Genomic DNA, 12,509 nt, shown 5'->3' on the forward strand with positions numbered 1-12,509 from the left:
GCCGTGCCTCACCGTGCCACGCCGTGCCCGCACCTGCGCGAACGTGCGTGGTCGGACCGAATGTCGATTGACGCGCGGCCAGCGTACCCGCACACTGGTGACCATGCCTCGAATCGATTCGAAGCGCTCTGTCCTCACTCGGATCGAATCGATTCGAGGAGGTGCGCGCACTCCGTCCCTGGCCCGCGCCCGCTGGGCCCTCCTCGGCATCTTCGCGCTCAACGGCGTCATGATGTCGAGCTGGCTCGCGCGCATTCCCTCGGTGCGCGACGCGCTCTCGCTCACCCCCGCCGACCTCGGCGTCGTGCTGCTCGCCGGCGCCGTCGGGGCGCTCGCGACCGTCACCGCCGCCGGACCGTTCGTCACGCGGTTCGGCGGCCGGATCGCGTTCGCCGTTTCCGCGTTCCTGTTCGGCGGCGCGTTCCTGCTGCTCGGCCTGGGTCCGGCCACCGGCTCCGTCGCGCTGCTCGCCGCGGGCATCTTCCTCAACGGCATGGCGTTCGCGCTCGGCAACGTGCCCATGAACGTCGAGAGCGCCGGGATCGAGCGGCGCATGGGGCGCACGATCCTCCCGCAGTTCCACGCGGCGTTCTCCGTCGGCGCCGTGATCGGCTCGCTGATCGGCGCGGCGTGCGCGCACGCCGGGGTGCCCGTCCTCGCGCAGTTCACGGTCACCGGCGCGGTGGCCCTGGTGTGGCGCCTCGTGGCGATCCCGGCGACCGTGCACGACACGGCGGTCGCTCGCCGGCCGCGCGGCGCACGGGGAGCCTCCCTGCACGAGCCGGAGCACGCCCCGGCTCCGCTCGAGTCGCTCGGCGACGCCGTCGTGGACGTCGAGACCGCCGGGCTGCGCGCTCGTCTGGCACGTCGCGGCGCGGGCCGCGGACCAGCGCGCCGCGGTGCCCGACCCGGTGCCGCGCTCGGCGCGTGGCGCGAGCCGCGCACGCTCCTCATCGGCCTCGTCATCCTGTCCGCCGCGCTCTCCGAGGGGTCGGCCAACGACTGGCTGTCGCTCGCCGTCGTCGACGGCTTCGCGCAGACCGAGGCCGTCGGCGCGGTGGTCTTCGGCACGTTCGTCGCCGCGATGACCGTCATGCGCCTCCTCGGCACGCGGCTCATCGACCGGTTCGGGCGCGTCACCGTGCTGCGCGCCTCGGGCGTCACGTCGATCGTCGGGCTCGTCCTCTTCGGGTTCGCGCCGACCCTCACGCTCGCGGGCGTCGGCGTCGTCCTCTGGGGCTTCGGTGCGGCGCTCGCCGTGCCGGTCGGCATCGCGGCGGCCTCGGACGAGCCGTTCCGCGCCGCGGGGCGCGTCTCCGTGGTCTCGGCGTTCTCGTCGATGGCGTCGCTCGCTGCCCCGCCGCTCCTCGGCCTCGCGGCCGAGGCGATGGGGGCGCGCCACGCGCTCGTCCTCATCGTCGGCGCGATGGTCCTCAGCGTCCTCCTCGCACGTCAGGTGGCGCCGCTGCGGACCCCCGCAGCGCTCGCCGCCCGCCGGACGGGGGAGGATGGTGCGGTGGACGACGCCGCCCCCACCCCGGACCTGGCACCCGTCCTGCCTGCTCCGTCGCCCGAGGCCCCGACGCACGACGTCCGCCCGACGCGTGGCCGCCGGCACGTCGACGTCCGGCACGGGCGCCGTCGTCCCCACCGCACCTCCCCCCATCGCCGCGAGGAGACCTCCGCATGACCGCACTGCCCCGCCCCGCGCCCGTACGCGCCGTCGCGCTCGCCGCGTGGGCCGTCTTCGCGGTGTTCTTCCTCAACGGCTTCAACTTCGCGACCTGGGCGTCGCGACTGCCCGCGGTGCGCGACGAGCTCGGGTTCGCCGAGGCCCAGATGGGTCTGCTGCTGCTCTTCATGGCCGTCGGCTCGTTGCTCGCGCTCCCGCTCTCCGGGCTGGTGGTCCAGCGCCTCGGCGCGGCGCGCGCCGTCGTGATCTTCGCGACCATCAACACCGCCGGCCTCGTGACGACCGCGTTCGCCGTCTCCGAGGGCGCGGACTGGGTCGTGCGCGTCGGGCTGTTCGTCACCGGCGTCGGGACCGGCGTGTGGGACGCCGCGATGAACCTCGAGGGCGCCGCCGTCGAGCAGCGCCTCGGCCGCGCGATCATGCCGCGCTTCCACGCCGGGTTCTCGTTCGGCACGATGGCGGGCGCCGGCCTGGGCGCCGTGGCCGCGGCCACGCACGTGCCGGTGCAGTGGCACCTCGCCGTCGCCGTGGCCGTGAGCCTGCTCGCCGTCCTGTGGTGCGTGCGGCTCTTCCTCCCGGCCGGGAAGGTGGACGACGGCGGTCCGCGGCACGCGGACGGCTCCAGCGGGGCGGACCCTGCCACCGCGATCTCGGTCCACGGGTCCGGCGCCGACCGGTCGCGCGGCGCCCGGTCGGCGTTGTCGGCCTGGACCGAGCCGCGCACGCTGCTCATCGGGCTCGTCGTCCTCGCCGCGGCGCTCACCGAGGGTGCGGCCAACGACTGGGTGAGCCTCGCCGTCGTCGACGGCTTCGGTACCGACGACGCGACGGGCGCGGTCGGGCTCGCCGTGTTCCTCACCGCGATGACGGGCATGCGGCTGCTCGGGACCGGTCTGCTCGACCGCTACGGCAGGGTCGCGGTCCTGCGCATCTCGGCCGGGTTCGCGCTCGTCGGGCTCCTCCTGTTCGGTCTCGCGCCGAACTTGTGGCTCGCGCTGGGCGGCGTCGTCCTGTGGGGCATGGGCGCGGCACTCGGGTTCCCCGTGGGGATGAGCGCGGCGTCGGACGACCCGCAGCGCGCCGCGGTGCGCGTGAGCGTCGTCGCGACCATCGGCTACTCGGCGTTCTTCATGGGCCCGCCGCTCATCGGGTTCCTCGCCCACGAGGTCGGGTACCGGTCGGCGCTGCTCGTCATCGCGATCCCGGTCGTCGTCGGTCTCCTCGTGGTCGGTGCGGCGCGGCCGCTCCCGACGGCGGCGGGCGCGGCGGGCTCGGCGGGCGCGACGGGCGGCCGAGCCGTCGAGGACGGCGACCTCCCCGGCGCTGAGGGAACCGCGTCGACCGCCGAGCGGCCGAACTAGGCTGTCCGGGTGACCTGCGAACCTGCCGCACCGCGCGTCGTCGACCCGGCGACCGCCACCGCGACCGAGCCGGGCCTGCGGCCCGACTCCGTCGGCGACCCGACGCTCGCCGAGCTGACGACGCTGCGCGTCGGCGGACCGGCGGACCGCTACGTCGAGGTGCACGACGAGGCCGAGCTGATCGCCACGGTCCGCGCCGCCGACGACGCGGGCGAGCCGCTGCTCGTGCTCGGTGGCGGGTCGAACCTGCTCGTCGCGGACGAGGGGTTCGGGGGCGTGGTCGTGCGCGACCTGCGCCAGGGCGTGTCGGTCGACGCGCAGGACTCGTGCGGCGGGGCGAGCTTCACGGCCCCCGCCGGCCAGGACTGGGACGCGCTCGTGGCGCGAGCCGTCGCGGAGGAGTGGGTCGGCGTCGAGGCGCTGTCGGGCATCCCCGGCACCGTCGGGGCGGCGCCGGTCCAGAACATCGGGGCCTACGGCCAGGAGGTCGCGGGCGTCGTCTCGACCGTGCGCGTGTGGGATCGCGAGCGCGGCCGCGTGCGCACGCTTGCGCTCGGGGAGCTGGGCTTCGGGTACCGCACGTCGGTGCTCAAGCGGTCGATGCACGTGGCGTCGGCAGCCGATGCCGCTGCCGACGGCGAGGTGTCCGGTCCCTGGTACCCGTCGCCCCGCTGGGTCGTCCTCGAGGTGGGCTTCCAGACGCGCCTCGGCTCGCTGTCCGCGCCCGTCGCGTACCCGGAGCTCGCGCGCCGCCTCGGCGTCGAGGTGGGGGAGCGGGCGCCGATGGCGGACGTGCGCGAGGCCGTTCTCGCGCTGCGCGGGGGCAAGGGCATGCTGCTCGACGCCGACCCCGCCGCTCCCGACCACGACCGCTGGAGCGCGGGCTCGTTCTTCACGAACCCGGTCGTGCCGGCCGACCAGGCGGACCTGCTGCCGGCGGAGGCGCCGCGCTACCCGGTGCGGTCCGCGACCCCGAGCCGGACGACCGGGCCGAGCCTCGGCGAGGTCGACCCGACGCTCGTCAAGACCTCCGCGGCGTGGCTCATCGAGCACGCGGGCTTCCGCAAGGGCTTCGGCGTGCACGGCGCGGCGAGCCCTGTGACCCTCTCGACGCGGCACACGCTCGCCCTGACGAACCGGGGTGGGGCGAGCACCGCGGACGTCCTGGAGCTCGCGCGCGCCGTGCGCGACGGCGTGCTCGACGCCTTCGGGGTCGAGCTCGTCCCCGAGCCGGTCCTGGTGGGCGCGTCCCTCTGACCGCCCCGTCCACTCAGCGAGTGGGTGCGACTCAGTAGACGACGACCGTCGTCCCGGGCGGGGCGCCCCAGGTGTCCCAGATCCAGTTCATCGCGCTGTTCGCGACGCGGATGCAGCCGTGCGACGCGGGCCACGGCGGGATCGACGCCGAGCCGTGCACGGCGATGCCGCCGGTGAAGAACTTGGGCCGCCACATGCTGCCGAGCTCGAGGCTCGACTCGTAGTTCGCGTCGACCTGCCGGCCCACCTGGAACGTCCCGGTCGGGGTGCCGGCCCGGTACGACCGGCCCTTCGCCTCGAACCGCTCCCCGTTGCCCGACGACGCGTTGATCACCGTCACGACCCGCCCGTCCTCGACGGCGAGGAGGAGCTGGCGGTCGAGGTCGATCTCGATGACCTTGCCCGACCCGGACTGCGCCTGCGGTCGCACGCCCTGGTCCAGCGCGGCCTGCGTCGCGGGGCCGACGACCCCGTCGCGCGAGATCCCCGCGGCCTTCTGCAGCGCCCACACGGCCTGCTGGGTCCCGGGTCCGAAGTCGCCGTCGGGCGCGCCGATGAAGTAGCCGAGCTCCGCGAGCCGGGCCTGGAGCGCGACGACCCGGTCGCCGTTCGCGCCTCGCTCGAGCTCGGCAGGCTCCGCCGGCGGCGGTGGCTCGGCGGCGGGCGGGGGAGTCGTCTCCTCCGGGGTGGGCGCCGGCTCCTCGGGGGGTGCGGGGGCGGGCTCCGGAGGCTCGGTGGGGGCCGGCTCGGCCGAGGGCGTCTCGCTCGGGGTCGTCGTCGGGGTGGCGTCGTCCGGCGTGGCGTCGTCCGCGGTGGCCGACGGCGCGGGCTCGCTCTCCGCGGTGGCCGACGGCGTGCGTCCGGGCTCCAGGTCGGGCAGCCCGGCCTGGCAGCCGGACACCACGAGCAGCCCGACGACGACCGGCACCAGGGTGCCGAGCCACCCGGCCCGGTGTCGCGACCCGGTCGGGCTGCCGCTCGCGCGGGCACCCGCAGCCGCGGCCGCTCGCGGCGACTCGTACCCTGATCGTCCGTCGTCCACGACGTCCCCCTCCGGTCTTCCGACTCCGTGCGCGTGCGCGGGTGCGAGCGCGTACACACGCTGCGGAGGTCCATCATGCGCCGCGACGCACCGCTCGGACCGTCGGCGGCGCGGGTGAACCGCGGATCGTGATGCTCTCGTGACGCACCACGCCCTCTCGCGTCGCCGCAGCGCGGCAGGGGCGTGCTCAGCCGTCGGCGCGGCCCTGGTCGTGCTGCAGCGCGGCGACGACGAGGGAGAGGACCGTCTCGTCGCTCAGCCCTGACGCGCGGGCGACCGCCACGAGGTCGCGCGCCGCACGGCGGGCGTCGACGTCGGCAGGGGAGACGCCGTCGGACACCACGGTCCCGGCGCAGCCGCGCGTGACCACCACGCCCGACTCCTCGAGCTCGCGGTACGCACGGGCGACGGTCCCGGGCGCGACGCCGAGCTCCGTCGCGAGCGCGCGGATCGTGGGGAGACGGTCGCCCGGGACGAGCCGGCCGGCGGCGACGTGCTCGACGACCTGCGCCCGGATCTGCTCGAAGGGCGCGACGCCGGAGCCCGCGTCGATCCGGAGCCGGACCAGACCGCCCCCCGGGCCGTGGACCGAGGCGTGTCCTGACATGGTGGTGACCGTTCCACCCCGGGCGACCGGCGTCAAGGACCAGGGCGGCCGGCGGATGAGAGCACTCTCATCCCGGTCTCATCACGACCCTACGCGCGGGGGGTTCCCTGGCATCGTGACCGCGACCTGTGACCCCGCCCTCGCACACCGTGCGTGGCTCGACGTCCTGACCACGCCCGGCGCGGCCGACGTCCTCGCCGCCGCCCTCGCCGCGGACGGCGCGCGTCTCGGCGCGTGGAGCGTCGACCGGGTGCACGCCCGCCCGGGTGCTGAGGTCACGGTGGGGTACGACGTCGTCGCGCAGCGCGACCTGCCCGGGGTGTCGCGCAGCGCGGAGACCGTGGCCGAGTCGCGGGAGTACCTGCTCGCGACGACGGCCGAGCTGCCGGACGACGTCGTCGGCCTGGGTGTGGTGCGCCTCGCCGACGGGCCGCGCGTCGTGCACGTGTGGCGGCACCCGGTCGACCCGTCGCTGCCCGGGCTGGCCGCCGCGTGCGACCCGGCCGAGCTCACCCGACGCCTGCGCGCCGCCGGTCATCCCGCGGATGTCGAGTCGGTCGAGATCGTCACCTACCGCCCGCTGCGCCGCGCGGTCCTGCGGGCTCGCACCACGCGCGGCACGGTCTACGTCAAGGTCGTGCGCCCCGACCGGGTCCGGTCCCTCGTGCGTCGGCACGTGCTGCTCGGCGGGTCCGGCCGGCCGCCGGGCGTCGTCGCCGCGCCGCGCTGCCTGTCGTGGTCGGCCGACGGCGTCGTCGTGCTCCGGGAGGAGCGCGGGCGGTCGCTGGCCCAGTACCTGGCCGCGACCGCTCCCGACCGCCGCGCGACCGCGATCGACCCGCACGCCCTGCTGCGGGCGCTCGACGAGCTGCCCGCCGCCGCGACCACGCTCACGCGCCGCCCGGCCTGGGCGGCACGCGTCCAGAGGTACGCGCGGACGGCGGTCGACGTGCACGGTCTCGACGCCGCGCGCACCGGCCGCGTCGTCGCTGCGGTCCGGGGGGCCGACGACCGCGGGCTCGGCCCGGTCGTCGCGACGCACGGGGACTTCCACGCCGCGAACATCCTGCTCGACGGCGCGACCCCCTCCGCAGGTGTCGCCGAGCCGGGCGCGGCGCCCGACGGTGGACGCGTCGGCGTCCTCCTCGACGTCGACACGCTGGGGCCGGGGCACCGCGTGGACGACCTGGCGTGCGTCGTCGCGCACCTCGCCGTGCTGCCCTCGCTGTCACCGGCCGACTACGCGGGCGTCGACGGCCTCGTCGACAGGTGCCTCGCCGCGTTCGACGCCGTGGTCGACCCGGCCGTGCTGCGGCTCCGGGCCGCGGGCGTCGTGCTGTCCCTCGCCTCGGGGGCGGGCACGCCCGAGCTCGCCGAGTCCTGGCTCGGGGTCGCCGAAGACCTCGTCGGCCGGGCGCCCACGGTCTCTGGTCCCGACCTCTCGTTCCCTGAGAGGTCTCTCATCGACGGCTCCTCGCCGTCTCACGTCCCGTCGGAAGACTCGGGTCCAGACGCAGCCGGCAGGCTGCGCGCACCACGACACGAAGGAGAAGGATCATGAAGGCTCGCAGCGCATGGATCGTGACGGGCGCTCTCGGTGCGGTCGGCCTCGGCGCGACCGTCGCCACCGCGCAGGGCGCGTTCGACGCCCCGGACGACGCCGTCGTCTCGCCCGCCGTCGAGGTCGACGCGTCGACCCCTGCCTCGACGCCCGCGTCGACCACGACGACGAGCACGCCGAGCCCGAGCGCGGTCCAGAACGGGTCGTCGGTCACGACGGTCACCCCGAACACCGCTCAGTCGGCGAACACGGCTCCGACGGCCGACACCGCGAACACCGGCCCGTCGGCGAGCACCGCCGCGACAGCCGACACCGCGAACACCGCCCCGTCGGCGAACACGGCGAACACGCCGGCCACCGCCCCGACCGCGGACACGGCAGTCACGCCCCCGACCCCGCAGTCGGCCGACTGACCGACCGCCGAGAGAGCGACGCCCGGCCGTCCCACCCTCGTGGGACGGCCGGGCGTCGCTCTCTCGGCCGGTGGTCGCTATCTCGCGGCGCGGCGCGACGCTCGGTGGGACGGCGAACGGTGGGGCGGTGGGACGCGCAGGTCAGCGGGACGCGTCGGCGAGCCGGTAGCCCATGCCGCGGACGGTGACGAAGTGCTCGGCCCCGAGCTTGTTGCGCAGGTAGCGCACGTACACGTCGACGACGTTCGAGCCGGGGTCGAAGTCGTAGCCCCACACGCGCGACAGGAGCTGCTCGCGGCTGAGCACCTGCCCGGGGTTGCGCAGAAACGCCTCGGCGAGCGCGAACTCGCGCGCCGAGAGGTCCACCTCGCGCTCGGCGGTCCGTGCGCGCCGCGTGCGCAGATCGAGGCTGAGCGACCCGTGGCTCAGGACGGTGACCTCGCCCGCCGGCTCGGTCCGCAGGCGCAGCCGGATCCGTGCGAGGAGCTCCTCGAACCGGAACGGCTTGGCCATGTAGTCGTCGGCGCCGCCCTCGAGCCCCGCGACGGTGTCGGTCACCGAGGTCCGTGCGGTGAGGATGATGACCGGGATCGCGTTGCCCGTCTCGCGGAGCCGGCGCAGCACCGTGAAGCCGTCCTGGTCCGGGAGGCCGAGGTCGAGCACGAGGAGCGCGAAGTCGCCAGTGCTGGCGAGGTCGAACGCCTCGCGCCCGGTCGCGACGGTTGTGCTCGCGTAGCCCGCGGAGCGCAGGCCCTTCGCGACGAACGACGCGATGCGGGTCTCGTCCTCGGCCACGAGGATCTGGCTCACGGGATGGTCCTTCCGTCGGGGTGCGTGGGTGCCCCGGTGTCGTCGCCGGGCAGCAGCGGCGTGGGGGCCGTGGGTGCGGTGGGCGCCGTGGCGGCCGTCGGGTCGGGCGCCGTGGCACGGGTGGGCGCGGGAGCAGACGTCACGCCGCCGTGCGGCGTCACCGGGAGGTCGAGCGAGAACGTGGACCCGACCCCCGGAGTGGACGCGACGGCCGCGCGCCCGCCGTGCCCCTCGGCGATCGCGCTGACGATCGCGAGCCCGAGCCCGGCTCCCTCGGGGCGCTCGCGGCCGGCGGGCGCCGGCGCCTGGGCGAACCGTTCGAAGATACGACCGACCTGGTCCGTCGGTATGCCGACCCCTTCGTCCCGCACCCACAGGCGCAGGCGCGTCCCGTCGTCGGACACCGCGGACCCGATCGCGACGACCGACCCGGGGGCGGAGAACTTCACGGCGTTCGCAGCAAGCTGCAGGAGCGCCTGGGTGATCCGCTGCGCGTCGACGGGGGCGACGACGTCGGCGCGCGCGTCGACGAGCCAGCACCGGTCGCCGAGGGTCCGGACCTTGTCGAGCACGTCGTCGGTGAGGCGCCCGACGTCCGTCGCCGCGGGGCGCACGAAGTCGGGCCGGCCGACGGTCGCGAGGGTCACGAGGTCGTCGACGAGACGGTTCATGCGGTCGAGCTCGTCGAGCGTGAGGTCGCGCGTCTCCCGCGCGTCCTGCGGGTCGTGCGGGTCCATGAGCTCGAGGTGGCCGCGGACCACGGTGAGCGGGGTGCGCAGCTCGTGCCCGACGTCGTCGAGCAGCCGGCGCTGGGACTCGAACGACCTCTCGAGGCGGTCGAGCATGCCGTTGACCGTCCGGGACAGGTGCGACAGGTCGTCGTTGCCGGTGACGGGGATCCGGGCGGAGAGGTCGGTGTCGCCGATGGCCTGTGCGGTGCGGGCCAGGACCCGGATCGGTTGCAGGAGCCGACCGGCGACGACCCAGCCCACGATCCCGGTGAGCACGAGCGCCCCGAGCGCGACGAGGGCGTAGGTGCCGAACACGCGCGTGAGCTCGGCGTGCTCGGCCGTGCGGTCGTAGGCGAGCACGAGGGCGGCGGGCTCGGCGGCGGTGCCGGTGGCGTCGGCAGCTCCGGTCGTGCCGGCCACGGCGACGGGGGCGACGAGCACGCGGTAGTCCGCCGTGGCGGTCGTGACCGAGCGCAGCACGTTCATCTCGCCGTCGACGAACGGCGCGACGGCGGCGAGCAGCTCGGCGTCGTCCTCGAGGTGCACCTGGACGTCCTGCTGCGAGACGAGCGGCGCCCGGCCGGCCCGCAGGCCGATGATGCCCTCGTTGCGTCCGGGGACCACGAGCTGGATCGCGGCGACGACCACGTCCTCGGACGACGTGAACGGCTCGCCCGTCACCGGGTTCACGCCCGAGGCGCCGAGCGTCGTCAGCTCGACCGCGCTCCGCCGCAGGCTCTCGTCGAGGCGCGTGTCGACCTGCCCTCGCTGCAGCAGCCACGCGGCGCCGCCGGCGACGACCAGCGCGAGCGCGGACAGCGCGAGGAACGCCGCGAGCATGCGCGTCCGGACGGTCAGCCCGAAGCGGTGCCGTTCGCCCTCGACGCCGGTGGCGTCGACGGGTCGGGGGCGACGCCCCATCAGTCGTCTCCCTCGGCGTCGTCGTCCCCGTCGTCCCCCGGGCCGTCGTCGTCACTGTCGTCGTCGTCATCGTCGTCGGACGACGGCGGCGCGGGGGCCACGGGGGCGACACCGCCACCCGGCTCCGACGGCGAGGTCTCGCGGGGCGCGGGATCCGGCTCGCCCGGCCCGGGACCGGGCGAGCCGGTCGGGGCGGAGGAGGGCGTCACGACGACGGCCCGGCCCACCTCCTTGTTGTCCGGCCGGGCGGAGAGCGCCGACGCGGCGGCACCCCCGGCGAGCAGGAGGAGGAGTGCGCCGACGATCCAGGCGACGGTCCGGCGGGTCATGCGCCCAGTATCCGAGAGGCTCATGAGACGCACATGAGAACGCCGCCCGGGCCGGGCCCGCCACCGAGGCCCGTCAGGAGGGCGCCAGCCAGTCGTCCACGCCCGCGAGAAGGCGTGCACGCGTCGCCTGCGACGCCCGGCTCGCCCGGATCGACGAGCGCGCCAGATCGGCGAGCTCGCCGTCGGAGAACCCGTGCTCGTGCCGCGCGATCTCGTACTGGGCGACGAGCCGTGACCCGAAGAGCAGCGGGTCGTCCGCCCCGAGCGCGACGCGCGCGCCCGCGTCGACGAGAGTGCCCAGCGGTACCTGGGCCGCGTCGTCGTACACGCCCAGCGAGACGTTCGACGCCGGGCACACCTCGAGCGCGATGCCGCGGTCCACGACGTCGTCCAGGACCCGACGGTCCTCCGCGGACCGGACCCCGTGGCCGAGCCGGTCGGGGACGAGCGCCTCGACGACCTCGTGCACGTGCGCGGGCCCGAGCAGCTCACCGCCGTGCGGCACCGACGCGAGCCCCGCCCGCCGGGCGATCGCGAACGCTCGCCCGAACTCCGCCGTGTCGCCCCGCCGCTCGTCGTTGCTCAGCCCGAAACCCACGACCTCGCCCGGCCCCTCGCCCGCGTACTGCGCGGCGAGGCGCGCGAGCGTGCGCGCGTCGAGCGCGTGCCGCATGCGCGACGCCGCGACGACCACCGCGACCTCCGTCCCGGTCGCGGCGCTCGCGGACCGGGCGGCGTCGAGCACGATCTCGACCGCGGGGGTGATCCCGCCGACGAACGGCGCGTACGACGTCGGGTCGACCTGGATCTCGAGCCGTCCCGAGCCCTCGGCGGCGTCGTCCTGCGCCGCCTCGAGCACGATGCGGCGCATGTCGGCCTCCGAGCGCACGCACGCGCGCGCGGCGTCGTAGAGGCGCTGGAAGCGGAACCACCCGCGCTCGGTCGCGGGCAGGCGCAGCGGGTCGCCGTCGAGGAGCGCGTGGGGGAGCCGGACGCCGTAGCCCGTGGCGAGCTCGCGCAGGGTCTCGAGGCGCATCGACCCCGTGAAGTGCAGGTGCAGGTGGGCCTTGGGGAGCGTCGCCAGGTCTCGCACACGCCGGAGTCTGTCATGCGCGCCTGGTCACGACACCAGGTAGCCCCGCTCCATCGCGACCGTCACCGCGGCCGTCCGGTCGTCCACGCCGAGCTTCGCGAACGCGCGCAGCAGGTGGGTCTTGACCGTCGCCTCGGCGATGAAGAGCTCCTTGCCCACCGCGGCGTTCGACAGCCCGCGCGCGACGAGCCGCAGCACCTCCGTCTCGCGGTCCGTGAGCCGGTCGCCGCGGACGGAGGTGACGAGCCGGGTCGCGACGCTCGGCGCGAGCACCGTCTGGCCGCGCGCCGCGGCGCGCACGCCCGCGACGAGCTCGTCGCGCGGCGTGTCCTTGAGGAGGTAGCCCGTCGCGCCCGCCTCGACGGCCCGCAGGATGTCCGTGTCCGTCTCGTACGTCGTGAGCACGACGACGCGTGGCGCAGCCCCGCCCGCAGGCCCGCCGTTCGCCGGGGTCCGCCGCCCGGGCCCGCCCGACGCCGCGAGGATCGCCGCCGTCGCCCCGACGCCGTCGAGCACGGGCATGCGCAGGTCCATGAGCACGACGTCGGGCGCGAGCTCTCCCGCGAGCGCCACGGCCTGCTCGCCGTCGCCCGCCTCGCCGACGACCTCGAGGTCCGGCTCCGCGGCGAGCATCCCGACGAGCCCCGACCGGACCACGGGGTGGTCGTCGACGACGAGGACTCTCACGGGG

Annotated in this window: 12 protein-coding genes; 5 read left to right on the forward strand and 7 right to left on the reverse strand. The window is 75.8% G+C overall.

Annotated elements, in window-relative coordinates; all coding sequences use genetic code 11:
- Positions 1 to 103: 103 nt before the first annotated feature.
- The 3 genes from AC4H2G_RS01035 to AC4H2G_RS01045 are packed head-to-tail and all read left to right on the forward strand — an operon-like array spanning position 104 to position 4,311.
- The gene (locus AC4H2G_RS01035; protein WP_494363915.1) at positions 104 to 1,690 is read left to right on the forward strand and encodes an MFS transporter; all 1,587 of its coding nucleotides are present in this window, start codon (positions 104 to 106) and stop codon (positions 1,688 to 1,690) included.
- Positions 1,687 to 3,054 carry an MFS transporter gene (locus tag AC4H2G_RS01040; protein WP_494363916.1) on the forward strand — a complete coding sequence of 456 codons (1,368 nt, stop codon included), beginning with the start codon at positions 1,687 to 1,689 and terminating at the stop codon, positions 3,052 to 3,054. The genes AC4H2G_RS01035 and AC4H2G_RS01040 overlap by 4 nt, the downstream gene beginning before the upstream one ends.
- A 9-nt stretch (positions 3,055 to 3,063) precedes the next feature.
- Positions 3,064 to 4,311, forward strand: coding sequence for a UDP-N-acetylmuramate dehydrogenase (locus AC4H2G_RS01045; RefSeq protein WP_494363917.1), 1,248 nt, complete (start codon positions 3,064 to 3,066; stop codon positions 4,309 to 4,311).
- A 31-nt stretch (positions 4,312 to 4,342) separates the two neighbouring features.
- Here the strand turns inward: AC4H2G_RS01045 and AC4H2G_RS01050 are convergent, their stop codons facing one another.
- Both AC4H2G_RS01050 and AC4H2G_RS01055 read right to left on the reverse strand, forming a co-directional pair.
- On the reverse strand, positions 4,343 to 5,353 hold the full coding sequence (locus tag AC4H2G_RS01050; RefSeq protein ID WP_494363918.1) for a L,D-transpeptidase family protein: 1,011 nt from the start codon (positions 5,351 to 5,353) through the stop codon (positions 4,343 to 4,345).
- 187 nt (positions 5,354 to 5,540) lie between these two features.
- Positions 5,541 to 5,960, reverse strand: coding sequence for a GntR family transcriptional regulator (locus AC4H2G_RS01055; protein WP_494363919.1), 420 nt, complete (start codon positions 5,958 to 5,960; stop codon positions 5,541 to 5,543).
- A gap of 115 nt (positions 5,961 to 6,075) precedes the next feature.
- Here AC4H2G_RS01055 and AC4H2G_RS01060 point away from each other — a divergent pair, with 115 nt between their 5' ends.
- A complete protein-coding gene (locus AC4H2G_RS01060; RefSeq protein ID WP_494363920.1) occupies positions 6,076 to 7,521 on the forward strand; it encodes an aminoglycoside phosphotransferase family protein in 1,446 nt (481 codons plus the stop codon).
- Complete coding sequence (locus AC4H2G_RS01065; RefSeq protein WP_494363921.1) at positions 7,518 to 7,934, forward strand: hypothetical protein; 417 nt, start codon at positions 7,518 to 7,520, stop codon at positions 7,932 to 7,934. The genes AC4H2G_RS01060 and AC4H2G_RS01065 overlap by 4 nt, the downstream gene beginning before the upstream one ends.
- A gap of 141 nt (positions 7,935 to 8,075) precedes the next feature.
- On the opposite strand, the gene AC4H2G_RS01070 is transcribed toward AC4H2G_RS01065, so the two are convergent.
- The 5 genes from AC4H2G_RS01070 to AC4H2G_RS01090 form a co-directional block, all read right to left on the reverse strand.
- Complete coding sequence (locus tag AC4H2G_RS01070; RefSeq protein ID WP_494363922.1) at positions 8,076 to 8,744, reverse strand: response regulator transcription factor; 669 nt, start codon at positions 8,742 to 8,744, stop codon at positions 8,076 to 8,078.
- Positions 8,741 to 10,396 (reverse strand): sensor histidine kinase, encoded by a 1,656-nt coding sequence (locus tag AC4H2G_RS01075; RefSeq protein WP_494363923.1) that lies wholly within the window; start codon positions 10,394 to 10,396, stop codon positions 8,741 to 8,743. The genes AC4H2G_RS01070 and AC4H2G_RS01075 overlap by 4 nt, the downstream gene beginning before the upstream one ends.
- Positions 10,396 to 10,725 carry a hypothetical protein gene (locus AC4H2G_RS01080; protein ID WP_494363924.1) on the reverse strand — a complete coding sequence of 110 codons (330 nt, stop codon included), beginning with the start codon at positions 10,723 to 10,725 and terminating at the stop codon, positions 10,396 to 10,398. The genes AC4H2G_RS01075 and AC4H2G_RS01080 overlap by 1 nt, the downstream gene beginning before the upstream one ends.
- Positions 10,726 to 10,798: 73 nt before the next feature.
- Positions 10,799 to 11,818: an adenosine deaminase gene (locus tag AC4H2G_RS01085; protein WP_494363925.1), complete on the reverse strand. Its 1,020-nt coding sequence runs from the start codon at positions 11,816 to 11,818 to the stop codon at positions 10,799 to 10,801.
- Positions 11,819 to 11,845: 27 nt separating this feature from the next.
- Positions 11,846 to 12,451, reverse strand: coding sequence for a LuxR C-terminal-related transcriptional regulator (locus tag AC4H2G_RS01090; RefSeq protein ID WP_494364108.1), 606 nt, complete (start codon positions 12,449 to 12,451; stop codon positions 11,846 to 11,848).
- Positions 12,452 to 12,509 lie beyond the last annotated feature (58 nt).

It is taken from the genome of Cellulosimicrobium sp. BMG9.23 (assembly GCF_059159985.1).

Coding starts and splice junctions, on each gene's coding strand:
- AC4H2G_RS01035 (WP_494363915.1), top strand. CDS start 104: ATGCCTCGAATCGATTCGAAGCGCTCTGTCCTCACTCGGATCGAATCG.
- AC4H2G_RS01040 (WP_494363916.1), top strand. CDS start 1,687: ATGACCGCACTGCCCCGCCCCGCGCCCGTACGCGCCGTCGCGCTCGCC.
- AC4H2G_RS01055 (WP_494363919.1), bottom strand. CDS start 5,960: ATGTCAGGACACGCCTCGGTCCACGGCCCGGGGGGCGGTCTGGTCCGG.
- AC4H2G_RS01065 (WP_494363921.1), top strand. CDS start 7,518: ATGAAGGCTCGCAGCGCATGGATCGTGACGGGCGCTCTCGGTGCGGTC.
- AC4H2G_RS01075 (WP_494363923.1), bottom strand. CDS start 10,396: ATGGGGCGTCGCCCCCGACCCGTCGACGCCACCGGCGTCGAGGGCGAA.
- AC4H2G_RS01080 (WP_494363924.1), bottom strand. CDS start 10,725: ATGACCCGCCGGACCGTCGCCTGGATCGTCGGCGCACTCCTCCTCCTG.
- AC4H2G_RS01090 (WP_494364108.1), bottom strand. CDS start 12,451: ATGCTCGCCGCGGAGCCGGACCTCGAGGTCGTCGGCGAGGCGGGCGAC.